This is a genomic window from Variovorax boronicumulans (assembly GCF_030812215.1).
GTDB lineage: Bacteria > Pseudomonadota > Gammaproteobacteria > Burkholderiales > Burkholderiaceae_C > Variovorax > Variovorax boronicumulans_C.
In genome coordinates, this window is record NZ_JAUSSG010000003.1 from 119,053 (window position 1) to 134,412 (window position 15,360).

Genomic DNA, 15,360 nt, shown 5'->3' on the forward strand with positions numbered 1-15,360 from the left:
CATGAACCTGCTCGCCTCGATGCGCTACCTGGTGGCGCTCAACGAACACAAGCATTTCGGGCGCGCCGCGCAGGCCTGCCACATCACCCAGCCCGCGTTGTCGAACGCCCTTCGGGCGCTGGAGACCGAGTTCGGCGTCGTCATCGTCAAGCGCGCCCGCGTCTACGTCGGGCTCACGCACGAGGGCGAGCGCGTGCTGGCCACGGCGCAGCGCATGCTGCGCGACAACGAGGTGCTGCTCCAGGAACTGCGCAGCGACGTGGACAATCCCCACGGCCGACTGCGGATGGCCGCGGTGCCCACCGCCATCCCGATACTTTCGCGCTTCGCGGCCATGCTGCACCAGCGCCACCCGGGCATCCTGCCGGCCGTGCTTTCCATGAGTTCGCAGGACCTGGAGACCGGACTCGAGAGCCTCTCGATCGACCTGGCCCTCGGCTACACCGAGCGCATGCACATGCCCGGTATCAAGCTCAAGGCCTGGCCGCAAAGCATCGAGCACTACTTCCTGCTGCGGCGCGCCCAGACGCCTTCCGAAGACGAATTGCGCATCGGCCAGCCCATCACCTGGGCCGAGGCCGGCAAGCTGCCACTGTGCCTGCTCACCACCGACATGCACAACCGGTCCATCATGGACCAGTCCCTGCGCGAGGCCGGCGTGCCCGTGTCGCCGGCCATCGAGACCAACTCGGTGCTCACGCTCACGCTCGCGGTGAGCGCCGGCACCGTCAGCAGCGTGCTGCCGGGGGCGATGGTCGCGGCCGTGCGCAGCCACCGCGAGCTGGAGGCGCTGCCGCTGGTGGCGCCCGAGGTGCGCACGCCCATCGGCTTCATGACGCAGGACGGCGTGCGCTCTTCGCGCGCGCTCGATGCGGCACTGGCCTTCCTGCAGACGCCCGAATGGGCCGAGCAGGTGCGCCTGCACAGCGGAACGCTCGGCAGCGACTGAGTGAGCCCAGCCCGGGCAGGGGGCATTTAATTATTGAATCGGCCCATGCGCCGATCGAATTTGACGGCGTGTAAAACGTTCAGACACACTCCGCGGCCCGGATACAACACAAAAGTTACTCGTCCGGCGAACTAGGAGAAATATGGCAGGCTCAACTGCGGGCGTTCTCGATGGAGAACGCCTGGCTGGAGACGGGGTGCAAGCGCAGCCCGGCTTCCTCGATAAAGAACGCATCATCGCGGGCCCCGGTTTCAACCGTTGGCTGGTCCCCCCGGCCGCATTGGCCATCCACCTGTGCATCGGCATGGCCTATGGCTTCTCGGTGTTCTGGCTGCCGCTGTCGAAGGCGCTGGGCACCGCGGGCACCGGCATCCAGGCCTGTGGCAAGGACGTGAGCTTCTTCACCGAACTCTTCACCACCACCTGCGACTGGCGCGTGGCCACGCTGGGCTGGATGTACACCCTGTTCTTCGTCTTCCTCGGCTGCTCCGCGGCGCTGTGGGGCGGCTGGCTCGAACGGGTCGGCCCACGCAAGGCCGGCGTGGTCTCGGCGATCTGCTGGTGCGGCGGCATGCTGCTCTCGGCGCTGGGCATTCATCTGCACCAGTTCTGGCTGATGATCCTCGGCTCGGGCGTGATCGGCGGCATCGGCCTCGGCCTGGGCTACATCTCGCCCGTGAGTACGCTGATCAAGTGGTTCCCCGACCGCCGTGGCATGGCCACAGGCATGGCCATCATGGGCTTCGGCGGTGGCGCGCTGATCGGTTCGCCGCTCGCGGCCGAGCTGATGAAGCACTTCTCCACTGCCACTGACGTGGGCGTGGCGCAGACCTTCGTGGTGATGGCGCTCGGCTACTTCGTCTTCATGCTGGCCGGCGCGCTCGGCTACCGCGTGCCGGCTTCGGGCTGGAAGCCCGCAGGCTGGACGCCGCCGCCGGTCCAGACCAGCAACGCCATGATCACGCAGCGCCACGTGCACGTGAAGAAGATCTGGGGAATTCCGCAGTTCTGGCTGGTGTGGCTCGTGCTGTGCATGAATGTGAGCGCCGGTATCGGCGTGCTCGGCATTTCCGCGCTGATGCTGCAAGAGGTGTTCGGCGGCGCGCTGATCGGCGTGCCGGCCAAGATGGCCCAGCTCGACAAGGTGCAGCTCGCTTCCATCGCGGTGGTGGCGGCCGGTTTCACGGCGTTGCTGTCGCTGTTCAACATCGGCGGGCGCTTCATCTGGGCGAGCCTGTCGGACAAGCTGGGTCGCAAGCTCACCTACACCGTGTTCTTCGTGCTCGGCGGCATCCTCTACGCGAGCATTCCCTCGTCGGCCGGCGCTGGCAGCAAGCTGCTGTTCGTGGGCGCGGCGTGCATCATCATCTCGATGTACGGCGGCGGCTTCGCCACGGTGCCGGCCTACCTGGCCGACCTGTTCGGCACGCAGTTCGTGGGCGCCATCCATGGCCGCCTGCTGACGGCCTGGGCCACGGCCGGGATCCTTGGGCCGATCGTCGTGAACTACATGCGCGAGTACCAGCTGGGCCTGAAGATACCGGCCGCGCAGGTCTACAACCAGACCATGTACATCCTCGTGGGCATGCTGGTGATCGGCTTCATTGCCAACCTGCTGGTGCGGCCCGTGGCGAGCCATCATTTCATGAGCGATGAGGAGCTGGCGGTCGAGAAGAAGCTCGCGCACGAAAAGGCCGTGGCCGCCGAAGTGGGCACGGGGTCGGGCGTGGCCGATAACGTGAGCCCCGTGGTGGTGGCCCTGGCCTGGATCGCCGTGGGCATTCCGTTGGGCTGGGGTGTCTACAAGACGCTGGTCAGCGCGGCCAACTTCTTCCACTGAATCGCCGGCGCACGGCGTTTTCGATGACGATGCGGCCGGCCGGGTTCACACCCGCCGGCCGCATCGCCGTTTCCGGCCCGACATAGCGCTGGTGGCCGCGGATGGTTTACCCTTCGCGCCAAGATGAAATCCAAAGTCCAGTTCCGCCTTCGCGTCTATCGGGACGACACCATCGCCATCGGCCCCGGCAAGATCGCCGTGCTCGAAGCGGTGGCCGAGACGGGTTCGATTTCCGCGGCCGCCCGCCTGCTGGGCATGTCGTACCGCAGGGCCTGGATGCTGGTCGACGAGATGAACAAGGCCCTGATATCGCCCGCGGTGAACACCGCCGCCGGCGGCTCGCGCGGCGGCGGCACGGCGCTCACGCCGGTGGGCGAGGAAATCGTCAAGCACTACCGGGCCATCGAGAACGCCGCCAAGCTGGCCACGTCCGCCGACATTCGCGCCCTCACGCGGCTGCTGGCACCGTAGCCAGGCACAGGCGCTAACGCTCGCCGGGTTCCGTCCACACCGCCCTGCGGCGCAGGACTTCGCCGATGTCATGCGCATCGGCCTGCGCCACCAGGAAAGACTGGCTCTCGCCGTCGGGGGCGACGATGGAAATCACGACGCCGTCGGAATCGATGGTCCGCTCGATGCGCCACTCGTGCACCTGTGTCACATGGCGAAGCTCCGGCCTGCCGGAGGTCGATCGGACGACGGTGTCGTGGGCGGGTGGACGCATGGGACTTTGCGGTCGGGACAACGCTATGTTGGCCAGTATATGGAGACTGGGCGCCTTGCGCACCTCCCGAAAGGAGGAATCCGCCTGTCGTGCAACAATCTCGCCGTATTCAAATGAACACGACGCGCGCACTCATCGCCTCGACCGACTGGTCGCCCCTGGTCCTGTCGCTCAAGGTCGCGGCGGTCGCGACCGTGCTGGCGCTGATCGTGGGCGTGGCGTTGGGCTGGGTGTTCGCGCGCAAGCGATTTTTCGGTCGCACCGTGCTGGAGGCCGTGTTCATGCTGCCGCTGGTGCTGCCGCCCACGGTGATCGGCTACGCGATCCTGGTGGCGGCCGGCCGCCGCAGCCCGTTGGGCGCGTGGCTGCGCGAGCACCTGGACTACACCATCATCTTCAGCTGGCACGGCGCCGTGGTGGCCTCGGCCGTGGTGGCGTTGCCGCTGGTGCTCAAGTCGGCGAGCGCCGCCTTCGAGAACGTCGACCGCTCGCTCGAAGCCGCGGCCAGCACGCTGCGCCAGTCGCCGTTCTCGGTGTTCCTGCGCGTGACGCTGCCGCTCGCCTGGCCCGGCATCCTGGCCGGCACGCTGCTGGCGTTCGCGCGGGCCATGGGCGAGTTCGGTGCTTCGCTGATGGTGGCGGGCTCGATCCCCAAGCAGACCCAGACGCTCTCGATGGCCATCTACGACGCGGTGCAGGCCGGGCACGACGACCTCGCGCTGCTGTTGGTGATCGTGACTTCGGTGCTGTCGATCGTCGTGCTCGTGCTGTCCAACCGCTTCTTCTCGCTGAGATGACGCTCACCCCCAGTCTTCGCGCACTTCGTGTCGCTTCGCCAACCCCCTTTCAGGGGGCAACACCAGCGGCCCGGCAAAGCCGGTTCCGCGGTGTTCCCCGAAGGGATCGCCGCCGCTTTGGGTTATCAGTCCTTCAATAATCCCCAGGAGATTTCCATGCGCCCGTTCCGCCTCTTGTCCCTTGTTGTTGCACTGGCCCTGCCGCTGGCCGCCGCCGCGCAGCAGATCACCATGTCCGCGGCCGCCAGCCTGACCGACGCGTTCAAGGAAATCGGCCCCAAGTTCGAGGCCGCCAGGCCCGGCGCCACGGTGCGCTTCAACTTCGCCGCCTCGGGCGTGCTGCTGCAGCAGATCGGGCAGGGCGCCCCGGTCGACGTGTTCGCGAGCGCCGACCAGGAAACCATGAACCGCGGCGCCGAGCAGAAGCTCATCGACGTTGCCACCCGCAAGAACTTCGTGAGCAACAGCCTCGTGCTGGTCGAGCCCGCGAAAGACGGCGTCGGCGTCAAGTCGCTGCAGGACCTCACCGGTGCCAGTGTCAAGAAAATCGCCGTCGGCAAGACCGCCACCGTGCCGGTCGGCCGCTACACCAAGCAGGTGCTCGACAACGCCAATCTCTGGACCGTGCTCGAACCCAAGTTCGTGCAGGCCGACAGCGTGCGCCAGGTGCTCGACTACGTGAGCCGCGGCGAGGTCGAGGCCGGCTTCGTCTACCGCACCGACGCAGCGGTGGCTGGCGACAAGGTCAGGATCGCCCTCTCGCCTTCGAGCAGCAGCCCCGTGACGTACCCGATCGCGGTGGTGGCCGAGAGCAGGCAGAAGTCGCTGGCCGGCGACTTCCTCAACTTCCTCTCGACCGACGCCGCGCAGGAAGTGCTCGCCCGCTACGGATTCGGCAAGCCATGATCGACGTCGATCTGAAGCTCACGGTCCGGGACGGGGCGCGCCGCTTCGACCTGGCCGCGCGCTTTCAGACCGATGTTCCCTTCGCCGCGCTCTACGGCCCGTCGGGCGCGGGCAAGTCGCTCACGCTGCAAGCCATCGCGGGGTTGCTGCATCCGTCGTCGGGGCATGTGCGCCTGGATGGCCGCACGCTCTACGACGCGGCGCAGCGCATCGACGTGCCGGCGCCCGAGCGGCGCATCGGCTACCTGTTCCAGAACTACGCGCTGTTCCCGCACCTCACGGTGCGCGAGAACGTGTCCTTCGGCCTCACCTCGTGGCGCCGTCGCCGGTTGCCGCCGAAAGAGGCGGAGACGGTGCAGGCCCTGCTCGAAGGTTTCGGCCTCGCCGCGCTCGCCGACAGCCGGCCGCAAAAACTCTCGGGCGGCCAGCAGCAGCGCGTGGCGCTCGCGCGTGCGCTGGCCTGCCAGCCGCAGGTGCTGCTGCTCGACGAACCCTTCGCTGCCCTCAACCCGATGCTGCGCAGCGAACTGCGCAACGAGCTTGCACAGGTGCGCCGCCAGTGGGGCATTCCGGTGCTGATGATCACGCACGACATCGAGGACGTGCTCGCGCTTGCCGACGTGGCGTTTGTCTACAAGGACGGCCAGGTGGTGCGCGAGATCGACCTGCACACCGCCGAGAGCCGCGACATCGCACTGCGCGAAGTGGCGGGCGCGCCGTTGGTCGAGGAGACGCCGCTGCGCAGCAAGTTGCGTGGTCTGCTGACCCAGGATGTGCGGGGTTGATGTTTGTGTATTGCATATGCGATACACTTTTTCGATGAAATCCGCCACCATCCCTTCCGTGCGTGTCGAGCCCGAGTTCCGGGCTGAAGTCGAGCAGGTTCTCGGTGAGGGCGAGTCCATGTCCCAATTCGTCGAAGCAGCCGTTCGTGCATGCGTTTCGCAGCGGAAGAGCCAGGCAGAGTTTGTTGCTCGCGGTATGAAATCCCTGACCAGCGCGCGTCGCAGTGGCGATTACGTCGATGCGAGTGAAGTGATGCAGCGCCTTAAGACAAGACTGGCCACGGCGAAGCGACAGAGCACTGCGCGCAGGTGAGTTACACGGTCCGATTCACGCGCCAGGCGGCTGAAGACCTGCAGCGGTTGTATGACTTCGTGGTCGACCGGGAACTCGAAAGAGGCGGAGACTTGGAGTTGGCCTCGCGGGCTCTCGAAGCGATAGAGCACGGCATTGCCACCCTCGCTTTCTCACCCTTTACTTGCCGCAAGGCGAGCGGCAGCCCTTTCATTCGCGAACTCGTGATTCCGTTTGGCGCCAGTGGCTATGTCGCCCTGTTCGAGATAGAGGCGAGCGACTTGATCGTCGTGGCTGCTGTCAGGCATCAGCGGGAAGACGACTACCACTGAATCCGGTGCGCTCCCGCGCAGCGGCGTGCGCTGCCCAGCTTGGCGCCGCCTCTTCATTTCCTTTTTGAATCGGCGCATGTCCCGATTCAATTTGACGCTCCCTGTGCCCACGGCGAACACTCGCCCGCATGAGCAGTGAGCAGAAGATCGAGTTTTACAAGGGCCCCGCGGGCGGTTGGGGCGCACTTCGCAGCGTGACGAATGCGCTGCTGCGGCAGGACATTCCCCTCAAGGGCGCGAAGACGCTGCTCTCGGCCAACCAGCCCGACGGTTTCGACTGCCCCGGCTGCGCCTGGCCCGACCGCAACCACGCCTCGACCTTCGAGTTCTGCGAGAACGGCGTGAAGGCCGTGGCGGCCGAAGCGACCGCGCGCCGCGCCGGCCCCGAGTTGTTCGCCAAGCACACCGTGGCGCAGCTGGCCGAGCAAAGCGATTTCTGGCTCGAAGACCAGGGCCGCCTCACGCACCCGATGGCCTATGACGCAGCGAGCGACAAGTACGTGCCCATCGGCTGGGACGACGCTTTCGCATTGATCGCGCGCCACCTGAACGCGCTGCCGGATCCGAACCAGGCCATCTTCTACACCTCGGGCCGCGCGAGCAACGAGGCGGCGTTCCTGTACCAGCTCTTCGTGCGCGAGTACGGCACCAACAATTTCCCCGACTGCTCGAACATGTGCCATGAGCCGAGCGGCAGCGGCATGCGCCCGCAGATCGGCGTGGGCAAGGGCACGGTCACGCTCGAGGATTTCGAGAAGGCCGACGCCATCTTCATCTTCGGCCAGAACCCCGGCACCAACCATCCGCGCATGCTCGGCGAGCTGCGCGCGGCATCCAGGCGCGGCGCGCGCATCGTGAGCTTCAACCCGCTGCGCGAGCGCGGGCTGGAGCGCTTTGCCGATCCGCAGGACAAGCTGGAGATGGCGACCCTGGGCTCCACGCCCATCAGCACGCACTACTTCCAGCTGCGCGTGGGCGGCGACTTTGCGGCCGTGAAGGGAATGATGAAGCACGTCATCGAGCGCGAAGACGCGCTTGTCGCGCGCGGCGAAGCCTCGGTGCTCGATCACGCCTTCATCGCCACGCACACCACCGGTTTCGAGTCGCTCGCCGACGACTTGCGCGCCGAGTCGTGGGACGTGCTGGTGCAGGAGTCGGGCCTCACGCAGGAGCAGCTGCGGGCCGCGGCCGAGGTGTACCTCGGCGCGAAGAAGGTCATCGCCTGCTGGGGCATGGGCATCACGCAGCACCAGCACTCGGTGGCGACGATCCAGATGATCGTCAACTGGCTCATGCTGTGCGGCCACATGGGCCGCGAAGGCGCGGGCGCCTGCCCGGTGCGCGGGCACAGCAACGTGCAGGGCGACCGCACCATGGGCATCTGGGAAAAGCCGCCGGCAGCGCTGCTCGACCGGCTGCAGCAGGTGTTCGGCTTCGAGCCGCCGCGCCAGAACGGCCTGGACACGGTCGAGGCGATCCAGGCGATGCTCGACGGCAAGGGCCGCGTGTTCTTCGCGCTCGGCGGCAACTTCGCCGCCGCCACGCCCGACACCGACCAGACCTGGAAGGGCCTCAAGCAGTGCGACCTCACGGTGCACGTGACCACCAAGCTCAACCGCAGCCACATCGTGCACGGGCGCGAGGCGCTGATCCTGCCGTGCCTGGGCCGCACCGAGATCGACATGCAGGCCAACGGCCCGCAAGGCGTGACGGTGGAAGACTCGATGAGCATGGTGCACATCTCGATGGGCATCAACCCGCCCGCGTCCGACCTGCTGCTGTCGGAGCCGGCCATCGTGGCGCGGCTCGCGGCGGCCACCATCGGCGCGCGCAGCAAGACGCCGTGGCTCTGGCTCATCGAGGACTACGCACGCATCCGCGACAAGATCGAAGCGGTGTTCGACGACTTCAAGGACTTCAACGCCCGTGTCGCCAAGCCCGGCGGCTTTCGCCTTCGCAACACCGCGAGCGAACGCGTGTGGGCGACCGCCTCGGAAAAGGCCGTGTTTTTCACCCATGCCGTGCCGCGCGACACGCCCTCGCACCGGGCACGCGCGCGCATCCGCGACACACAGGTGTTCACGCTCTTCACCACGCGCTCGCACGATCAGTACAACACCACCATCTACGGCATGGACGACCGCTACCGCGGCGTGTTCGGCCAGCGCCGCGTGGTCTTCATCCACGCCGAGGACATCCGCGCGCTGGGCATGAAGGACGGCGACTGGGTCGACCTGCAGACGGTATGGAACGACGGCCAGGAACGCCGCGCCGACCGCTTCAAGCTGGTGGCCTACGACATTCCGCGCGGCAACATCGCGGCCTATTACCCCGAGACCAATCCACTGGTGCCGCTGTCGGCGGTGGCGGAGAACGCGGGCACGCCGACATCCAAGTCCATTCCCGTGGTGCTGGTGCCGCACGAGCTGCCGATCCAGAAGCTCTCGGAGGACGCGGCGGACGGCATGGTTGCAACGGCATGAGCGCACTGCTCGAAGACAGCCTCTCGGTCGCCATCCTGCGCATGCTCGCGCAGGAACCGGCGGGCACCGGCGTCTCGCTGCCGCGGCTTGGCAAGCGCCTGGGCCAAGGCGCGAGCGTCCTGATGCGCCGTCTCACGCTGATGGGCGATGCGGCCATCGGCGGCGTGCGCGGGCCCGGCTGGGTGCGCGTGGTCCAGCATGACGACCGCTGGGTCGCGCACCTCGAAGCCCCTGGCCGCGCGCAGGTTCAAACACTGCCCCCGGCTGACGAGAACGGCGATTGAGAAGGTGTGAAGAAACCGTAGCGAGCGGTTCGAGCTTGCACCGAGGACCGGAGCCGTACTCTGTACGGTGAGGACCGCAGGTGCGAGATCGGACCGCGCAGTAGGTTTATTCACACCTTCTGAGCGGACAATGGCCGGCCTATCCGGAGCCACCATGTCCCAGCCCGACCTCGCCGATTCCGAAGACACCCTGCCATCGCTTTCACGACACGCCGTGCATGTGTTCGGCGAACGGGGCATGGGCCCCGAAGGCGCGTTGCGCGACGACACGCTGGCGGCCGAGGTGCCGGTCGCGCTGGTCTTCAACGGCGTCTCGCACGCGGTGATGATGGCCACGCCGCTCGACCTGGAAGATTTCGCGCTCGGCTTCGCGCTGAGCGAAGGCATTCTCGACAGCGCCGCCGACTGCCGCGGCATCGAGGTGCAGACCATCGATGCCATCTCGGCCGGCCTCCCTGAAGGCATGCCCGGCATCGAAGTGCAGCTCGACATCTCCACCCGCAGCTTCGAGCGCCTGAAGGGGCGCCGCCGCAGCCTCGCGGGCCGCACGGGCTGCGGCGTGTGCGGCGTCGAAAGTTTCGCGGGGCTCGACATCACACCGCAGCCGGTGCCGCCGCGCGACTGGATCGAGCGCATCGACCTCGAAACCGTGCTGCACGCCTTCGCCGCGCTGCCCGCGCGCCAGGTCCTGAACGCCGAGGCGGGCGCCATCCATGCCGCGGGCTGGGCCACGGTGGAGGGCGAACTCACCGACGTGATGGAAGACGTGGGCCGGCACAACGCGCTCGACAAGCTGCTCGGCCGGCTCGCGCGCGCAGGGCGGCTCGAAGAGCCGGGCTTCGTGTTGATGTCCAGCCGCGGCAGCCACGAACTCGTGCGCAAGTGCGGGCGTCTCGGCATCGCGGCGATGGCGACCATCTCGGCGCCCACCGCCATGGGCGTGCGCATGGCCGAACTGAGCGGCCTGCGCTTCTGGGGGCTGTGCCGCGCGCCGCGCGGCGTGCTCTATGCGAGCGGCCTGTCCGGCCGCTGAGGCGCCGTCACACCACGGTGCCGAAAAGCGCGCCGATAGCCGCGGTGACCCCCATGGCCAGTGCGCCCCAGAAAGTCACGCGCCACGCTGCCAACGGCACGGACGCGCCGCCGGCCCGGGCGGAAACGGCACCGAGTAGCGCCAGGCACGCGAGCGACGCGCCCCCCACCACATAGCCCAGGCCGGGCCCCGGAACCAGCGCCGCGATCGCCAGCGGCAACCCGGCGCCGACCGAAAAGCTGGCCGCCGAGGCCATGGCCGCCTGCACGGGCCGCGCGCTGGCGGCGCCGGACAGGCCGAGTTCGTCGCGCGAGTGCGCACCGAGCGCGTCGTGCTTCATCAACTGCGCGGCGACCTCTCGTGCCAACTCGGGCGCCACGCCGCGCGATGCATAGATGCCCGCGAGCTCGCTCAACTCGCTGGCGGGTTGTTCTTCGAGCTCCCGGCGCTCGCGGGCGAGGTCGGCATTTTCCGTGTCGGCCTGCGAGTGCACCGACACGTATTCGCCTGCCGCCATGGACATGGCGCCGGCCACCAGCCCCGCGATGCCGCTCACGAGCACGGCGCTGTGGCTCGACCCTGCGGCGGCCACGCCGAGCAGCAGGCTGGCGGTGGAGACGATGCCGTCGTTGGCACCGAGCACGGCGGCACGCAGCCAGCCGATGCGGTCGGTGCGGTGTCCCTCGCGGTGGGCCCGCACCGATGTCATCGACGGCTTCTCGCCGGGTGGGGCACGCTTCGCTCCGCACGAAGCCCGATGCGCCGCAAGGTGTTGTCCTTGACCACGTAGTGATGAAACAGCCCCGCGGCCGCATGCAGCCCGATAAGAAAGTAGCCGATCGTGCCCAGCGCCTCGTGGGCATCCTCCAGCCGGTGCGCCAGCCCGGTGTCCGGCGCGAGCAGCGACGGCAGCGCGAGGCCGAAGAGCGCAACGGGCTTGTCGTCCGCGCTCAGTGCCAGCCAGCCCAGCAACGGCATGGCGATCATGAAGACGTACAGCGCCACGCTCATGAACCGCGCCAGCCGGGCCTGCCAGGGCGGCATCGGCGGGGCGATGGGCGGTGTCGCGCCGGAGGTCCAGCGTGCCGCGAGCCTTGCCGTCACCAGCGCCAGCACGCACAGCCCGAGCGAGAAGTGCAGCGACTTCATGCCCGCGCGCAGCGCACTGCCGCGGGGCGTCAGGTCGCGCAGTTCCATCAAGGCGTAGACGGCGACCAGCAGGAGCAGCATCAGCCAGTGCAGCGCGACCAGCACCGCGCTGTAGCGCTGCGGGGTGTTTTTCCAGTTCATTTGCTTCTTCCCTGCGCGTGTGGGCCGCGCGGCAGCAGTTTCGATGGACTCATGGCCGGCTCTTTTGATCTGGGACAAGAAAGCCTGTCGTGCGCATGCAGCGCCGCATGGCTTGTCAGTGAGCGTCGCCCAGCCTTCGAACCGCCTCGGCGACCGCCTCGATGCCCTGATCGCTCAGGTCGTTGGCCGCCACGCTGCGGCGGCGCTCCCAGGCCTTGAAGTGGAGCTCCTGGGACTTCTGGTAGTGCGGGTCGTAGTGCAGCGCCATCAGCTCGGCGAAGAGCTTCGGCAGGTTCGCCTCGTGCGCCCATTGCTGCCAGCGCGCCACCGTTTCCTTGCCCTGCAGTTCCTTGAGCACACCCAGCTTGTCGGCCAGCGCATCGCGGTCGTCGCCGAGGTAGGCGTAGTCGCGCAGTAGGTAGGCCAGGCGCGCCTCGGGCGTGGCCGCCACTTCGATGCAGGGCGCGGCCCGCATCTGCGCCACCAGCGACAGCGGCAGCGAGAGCCGGCCGATGCGGATGCTCTCGCCCTCGACGTACAGCGGGCGCTTCAGGTCGATGGCTTCGAGCACCGTGGCGATGCGCGTCTCGAAATGCTTTTGCGACGGCTGCGGCACGCCGGGCAGCGAACCGAGCAGCGAACCCTTGTGGCTCGCGAAATCTTCCAGGTCGAGCACCTGTTCGCCGCGCTCGGCCAGCGCATGCAGCACGCGCGTCTTGGCGCTGCCGGTGGCACCGCAGATCACACGCAGGTCGAGCTGCGGGGCCAGCGAATCGATCTGCGTGATGACGTGGCGGCGAAAGCTCTTGTAGCCGCCGGCGAGCTGCTGCGCGTCCCAGCCGACGAGCCGCAGCCACGTCACCATCGAGCCGCTGCGCATGCCGCCGCGCCAGCAATAGACCAGCGGCTTCCACTTCTCGGGCCGGTCGGCCAGCGTGTCGCGCAGATGCTTCGCGATGTTGGCCGCGACCATCGCACCGCCGATGCGCCGGGCCTCGAAGGCGCCGGTCTGCACGTAGACGGTGCCCACGATGCGGCGCTCCTCGTCGTCGAGCACCGGGCAGTTGATGGCGCCGGGAATGTGGTCGAGCGCGAACTCGGCCGGCGAGCGGGCGTCGATGATCGTGTCGAAGGCGTGGCGGTCGCCGACCCGCACGGGCTGGCGATGACTCATGGCAGGAACCTCATGCGCCCGATTGTCGCCGGAGGCCTCAGGCGTACGCGGGACCTAAGCCTCGGCGCAAGCGAGCGCTCGCAAAGTCCACGAGGGTGACCAGCACGAACATCGCGATCAGCACCGTCATCGCCTGCTGCTGCTGGAAGATCGACAGGTGGAAGTACAGCAGCTGTCCCAGCCCGCCGCCGCCCACGAAGCCGAGCACCGCGGCCATGCGGATGTTCATCTCCCAGCGGTAGAGCGTGTAGGCGACCCACTGCGGCAGCACGATCGGCAGGCTCGCGTAGCTGAAGGCGCTGACCGGGCCGGCGCCCGAGAGCGTGAGCGCGTGCTCGGGCTCGCGCGGGGCGTTTTCCAGCGCCTCGGCGAAGAGACGGCCCAGCACGCCGGTGGTGTGCAGCGAGAGCGCCAAGGCGCCTGCAAAAGGGCCGATGCCGGCCGCCAGCACCATCAGCGCAGCCCAGACCAGCTCGGGCACGCTGCGCAAGAAGTTGAGGACGAAGCGCGCGACATGCCGCGGCAGCCAGCCGGCGCGGCCCGAGGCTGGCAGCGCGAGCACGGCGCCCGCGATGGCCGCCAGCACCGTGCCGAGCGCCGACACGGCCAGCGTCTGCAACGCGCCGTTGCCGACCTTCGCGAGAAAGTCGGGCGACACATCGGGCGGGAAGAATTCGGCGATGAACTTGCCCATGAGCCGCAGCGATTCGGCCGAGCCCAGCGCGCGGTAGTCGATGCCGAGGTAGACGAAGCTGGCGACCGTCGCCGCCGCGATCAGTCCCACCGCGAACCAGCAGCGAAGGCAAGGAGGTGGGCGCGGCGGGAGCTTGCTCATGCGAGCAGCCTCCGCAGCGCATTGCTCAGCATGTCGGCCAGCAGCACGAGCACGAGAAACACGAGAAGGATGCTGCTCGCCTCGCCGCCATTGAGCATCTTCATCGACTGGTCCATCAGCTGGCCGAGGCCGCCTGCGCCGACGAAGCCCATCACCACCGAGGCGCGCACCGCGCATTCCCAGCGGTAGACGGTGTAGGAGGCCAGCTCCTGCGCGGTATGGGGCAAGAGGCCATAGCAGAGCGCCGCGAGCCGGCCGCTGCCGCTTTCGAGCAGCGCGCGTGCGGGGCGCGTGTCGGTCGATTCGAGGATTTCGGCGTAGACCTTGCCCAGCATGCCGCCGTAGGTGATGGCCAGCGCCAGTACACCGGCCGCGGGGCCGAGGCCGAGCGCGCGCACGAAGAGCAGTGCCCAGACGATTTCGGGAATGGCGCGCAGCACCATCAGCAGCCAGCGCGCGGCCTGCCGCACGATGCCGGCCTGCACGCGGCCCGGCCCCGGGCCGATGCGCGAGATGGAAAGGGCGCGCGTCGTCACGAACGCGAGCGGTGCGCCGATGAGCAACGCGAGCGCGGTGCCGGCCGTGGCCATGGCCAGCGTCTCCAGCGTGGCCTTGGCGAGCAATGCGAGGAAGGCGGGCGAGCCATCGGGCGGAAAGAAGCCCGCGAGAAAGCCGCCGATGACCGCAAGGTTGCCGCTGCCGAGCAGCGCCCATGGCTTGAACTCCGAGAGCGCCAGCATCGGCCAGGCGATGACGAGCGCGGCGAGCCAGCCGGCCAGCCGCCGCATCGCCTGCGGATCGCGATGGACGACGGTGGTGGTGGTCACGGGCAGTCCGGACGCTGGAAGGCCATCTCGGCGGCGACGGGCTGCGGCGCGTGCTGCACGGCCACGCCGCCTTCGCTCGCATAGAGCGCATCGAGCATCGCGGGCGTGACCTCGGCGGTCGGCAGGTCGAACACCACCTGTCCGCTGCGCATGCCGACGACGCGGGGAAACCAGCGCAGTGCAAGGTCCACCGCATGCAGCGAGGCGACCAGCGTGGCGCCCGTGGATTCGCTCTGCGCAACGAGCTCGCCGATGGCGGCATCGGCCAGCGTCGGGTCGAGCGCGGAGACGGGCTCGTCGGCCAGCAGCAGGGCGGGCCGCTGGTACAGCACGCGCGCGATGCCCACGCGCTGCAACTGGCCACCCGAGAGGCGGTCGCAGCGGTCGAACAGGCGGTCTTCGAGCGAGAGGCGCGACAGCACCTCGTAGGCGCCGGCGATGTCCGAGGGATGAAAAAGCGAACCCAGCGCGCGCAGCACCGACCACTCGCCGAGCCGGCCCGCCAGCACCGCGGTGACCACGCGCAGGCGCGGCGCGATCGGCGGCGCCTGGTGCACGGTGCCGATGCGCGCGCGCAGCTTCTTCAGTGCGCCGGCCGGCAGCCGCCAGGGCCTGGCACCCAGCGCCTGCACATCTCCTTCACCGGGCCGCAATGCCGCGCCGAGCACGCGCAGCAGCGTCGTCTTGCCCGCGCCCGAAGGCCCGATGACGGCGATGCGCTCGCCATCGCGCGCGGCCAGCGTCACCCCGGCCAGCGCGCGCTGGCCGTTGGGATGCACCATGCCGACACCGTCGAGCGAGAAACCCAT

General features: G+C 68.4%; 18 protein-coding genes. 11 read left to right on the top strand and 7 right to left on the bottom strand.

Going from position 1 to position 15,360, the window contains the following annotated elements:
- The first annotated feature begins 1 nt into the window (after position 1).
- The 3 genes from J2W23_RS09885 to J2W23_RS09895 all read left to right on the top strand — a co-directional run bounded on the left by J2W23_RS09885 (position 2) and on the right by J2W23_RS09895 (position 3,260).
- Entirely contained in the window at positions 2-949 is a 948-nt protein-coding gene (locus J2W23_RS09885) for a LysR substrate-binding domain-containing protein (protein WP_307648577.1), read from the top strand.
- A 142-nt stretch (positions 950-1,091) separates the two neighbouring features.
- A complete protein-coding gene (locus tag J2W23_RS09890) occupies positions 1,092-2,789 on the top strand; it encodes an OFA family MFS transporter (RefSeq protein WP_307648578.1) in 1,698 nt (565 codons plus the stop codon).
- A 123-nt stretch (positions 2,790-2,912) separates the two neighbouring features.
- Positions 2,913-3,260, top strand: coding sequence for a winged helix-turn-helix domain-containing protein (locus J2W23_RS09895; protein WP_307648579.1), 348 nt, complete (start codon positions 2,913-2,915; stop codon positions 3,258-3,260).
- Positions 3,261-3,273: 13 nt separating this feature from the next.
- On the opposite strand, the gene J2W23_RS09900 is transcribed toward J2W23_RS09895, so the two are convergent.
- Positions 3,274-3,513: a hypothetical protein gene (locus tag J2W23_RS09900; RefSeq protein ID WP_176659449.1), complete on the bottom strand. Its 240-nt coding sequence runs from the start codon at positions 3,511-3,513 to the stop codon at positions 3,274-3,276.
- Positions 3,514-3,626: 113 nt separating this feature from the next.
- Between J2W23_RS09900 and modB the strand changes: the two genes are divergently transcribed.
- From modB to fdhD, 8 genes are all read left to right on the top strand, one after another.
- Positions 3,627-4,310, top strand: coding sequence for a molybdate ABC transporter permease subunit (modB, locus tag J2W23_RS09905; protein ID WP_307648580.1), 684 nt, complete (start codon positions 3,627-3,629; stop codon positions 4,308-4,310).
- Between the two features lie 156 nt (positions 4,311-4,466).
- Complete coding sequence (gene modA, locus J2W23_RS09910) at positions 4,467-5,216, top strand: molybdate ABC transporter substrate-binding protein (RefSeq protein ID WP_307648581.1); 750 nt, start codon at positions 4,467-4,469, stop codon at positions 5,214-5,216.
- Positions 5,213-6,001, top strand: a complete 789-nt coding sequence (locus J2W23_RS09915; protein ID WP_307648582.1) for an ABC transporter ATP-binding protein — start codon at positions 5,213-5,215, stop codon at positions 5,999-6,001. The genes modA and J2W23_RS09915 overlap by 4 nt, the downstream gene beginning before the upstream one ends.
- A 34-nt stretch (positions 6,002-6,035) precedes the next feature.
- Positions 6,036-6,314: a YlcI/YnfO family protein gene (locus J2W23_RS09920; protein ID WP_176659453.1), complete on the top strand. Its 279-nt coding sequence runs from the start codon at positions 6,036-6,038 to the stop codon at positions 6,312-6,314.
- Positions 6,311-6,625, top strand: a complete 315-nt coding sequence (locus J2W23_RS09925) for a type II toxin-antitoxin system RelE/ParE family toxin (protein ID WP_307648583.1) — start codon at positions 6,311-6,313, stop codon at positions 6,623-6,625. Before J2W23_RS09920 ends, J2W23_RS09925 begins: the two co-directional genes overlap by 4 nt.
- Before the next feature lie 128 nt (positions 6,626-6,753).
- Positions 6,754-9,108 (top strand): FdhF/YdeP family oxidoreductase, encoded by a 2,355-nt coding sequence (locus J2W23_RS09930; RefSeq protein WP_307648584.1) that lies wholly within the window; start codon positions 6,754-6,756, stop codon positions 9,106-9,108.
- Positions 9,105-9,392, top strand: a complete 288-nt coding sequence (locus J2W23_RS09935) for a hypothetical protein (RefSeq protein WP_307648585.1) — start codon at positions 9,105-9,107, stop codon at positions 9,390-9,392. Before J2W23_RS09930 ends, J2W23_RS09935 begins: the two co-directional genes overlap by 4 nt.
- 154 nt (positions 9,393-9,546) lie before the next feature.
- Positions 9,547-10,425, top strand: a complete 879-nt coding sequence (fdhD, locus tag J2W23_RS09940; RefSeq protein ID WP_307648586.1) for a formate dehydrogenase accessory sulfurtransferase FdhD — start codon at positions 9,547-9,549, stop codon at positions 10,423-10,425.
- Between the two features lie 7 nt (positions 10,426-10,432).
- Here fdhD and J2W23_RS09945 read toward each other — a convergent pair whose 3' ends face one another.
- The 6 genes from J2W23_RS09945 to J2W23_RS09970 form a co-directional block, all read right to left on the bottom strand.
- On the bottom strand, positions 10,433-11,134 hold the full coding sequence (locus J2W23_RS09945) for a VIT1/CCC1 transporter family protein (RefSeq protein WP_307648587.1): 702 nt from the start codon (positions 11,132-11,134) through the stop codon (positions 10,433-10,435).
- Entirely contained in the window at positions 11,131-11,715 is a 585-nt protein-coding gene (locus J2W23_RS09950; protein WP_307648588.1) for a cytochrome b, read from the bottom strand. Before J2W23_RS09950 ends, J2W23_RS09945 begins: the two co-directional genes overlap by 4 nt.
- A 115-nt stretch (positions 11,716-11,830) precedes the next feature.
- The gene (gene mnmH, locus J2W23_RS09955) at positions 11,831-12,889 is read right to left on the bottom strand and encodes a tRNA 2-selenouridine(34) synthase MnmH (RefSeq protein ID WP_307648589.1); all 1,059 of its coding nucleotides are present in this window, start codon (positions 12,887-12,889) and stop codon (positions 11,831-11,833) included.
- Positions 12,890-12,926: 37 nt separating this feature from the next.
- Positions 12,927-13,724 (bottom strand): phosphonate ABC transporter, permease protein PhnE, encoded by a 798-nt coding sequence (phnE, locus tag J2W23_RS09960; protein WP_307648590.1) that lies wholly within the window; start codon positions 13,722-13,724, stop codon positions 12,927-12,929.
- Positions 13,721-14,512 carry a PhnE/PtxC family ABC transporter permease gene (locus J2W23_RS09965; protein WP_307648869.1) on the bottom strand — a complete coding sequence of 264 codons (792 nt, stop codon included), beginning with the start codon at positions 14,510-14,512 and terminating at the stop codon, positions 13,721-13,723. The genes phnE and J2W23_RS09965 overlap by 4 nt, the downstream gene beginning before the upstream one ends.
- Positions 14,513-14,547: 35 nt before the next feature.
- A complete protein-coding gene (locus J2W23_RS09970; protein WP_307648591.1) occupies positions 14,548-15,360 on the bottom strand; it encodes a phosphonate ABC transporter ATP-binding protein in 813 nt (270 codons plus the stop codon).

Excerpts from the sequence above, each read along its gene's own strand:
- J2W23_RS09885 (WP_307648577.1), top strand. The coding sequence starts at position 2 with ATGAACCTGCTCGCCTCGATGCGCTACCTGGTGGCGCTCAACGAACAC.
- J2W23_RS09890 (WP_307648578.1), top strand. The coding sequence starts at position 1,092 with ATGGCAGGCTCAACTGCGGGCGTTCTCGATGGAGAACGCCTGGCTGGA.
- J2W23_RS09895 (WP_307648579.1), top strand. The coding sequence starts at position 2,913 with ATGAAATCCAAAGTCCAGTTCCGCCTTCGCGTCTATCGGGACGACACC.
- J2W23_RS09900 (WP_176659449.1), bottom strand. The coding sequence starts at position 3,513 with ATGCGTCCACCCGCCCACGACACCGTCGTCCGATCGACCTCCGGCAGG.
- modB (WP_307648580.1), top strand. The coding sequence starts at position 3,627 with ATGAACACGACGCGCGCACTCATCGCCTCGACCGACTGGTCGCCCCTG.
- modA (WP_307648581.1), top strand. The coding sequence starts at position 4,467 with ATGCGCCCGTTCCGCCTCTTGTCCCTTGTTGTTGCACTGGCCCTGCCG.
- J2W23_RS09915 (WP_307648582.1), top strand. The coding sequence starts at position 5,213 with ATGATCGACGTCGATCTGAAGCTCACGGTCCGGGACGGGGCGCGCCGC.
- J2W23_RS09920 (WP_176659453.1), top strand. The coding sequence starts at position 6,036 with ATGAAATCCGCCACCATCCCTTCCGTGCGTGTCGAGCCCGAGTTCCGG.
- J2W23_RS09930 (WP_307648584.1), top strand. The coding sequence starts at position 6,754 with ATGAGCAGTGAGCAGAAGATCGAGTTTTACAAGGGCCCCGCGGGCGGT.
- J2W23_RS09935 (WP_307648585.1), top strand. The coding sequence starts at position 9,105 with ATGAGCGCACTGCTCGAAGACAGCCTCTCGGTCGCCATCCTGCGCATG.
- fdhD (WP_307648586.1), top strand. The coding sequence starts at position 9,547 with ATGTCCCAGCCCGACCTCGCCGATTCCGAAGACACCCTGCCATCGCTT.
- J2W23_RS09945 (WP_307648587.1), bottom strand. The coding sequence starts at position 11,134 with ATGACATCGGTGCGGGCCCACCGCGAGGGACACCGCACCGACCGCATC.
- J2W23_RS09950 (WP_307648588.1), bottom strand. The coding sequence starts at position 11,715 with ATGAACTGGAAAAACACCCCGCAGCGCTACAGCGCGGTGCTGGTCGCG.
- mnmH (WP_307648589.1), bottom strand. The coding sequence starts at position 12,889 with ATGAGTCATCGCCAGCCCGTGCGGGTCGGCGACCGCCACGCCTTCGAC.
- phnE (WP_307648590.1), bottom strand. The coding sequence starts at position 13,724 with ATGAGCAAGCTCCCGCCGCGCCCACCTCCTTGCCTTCGCTGCTGGTTC.
- J2W23_RS09965 (WP_307648869.1), bottom strand. The coding sequence starts at position 14,512 with ATGCGGCGGCTGGCCGGCTGGCTCGCCGCGCTCGTCATCGCCTGGCCG.
- J2W23_RS09970 (WP_307648591.1), bottom strand. The coding sequence starts at position 15,360 with ATGGGTTTCTCGCTCGACGGTGTCGGCATGGTGCATCCCAACGGCCAG.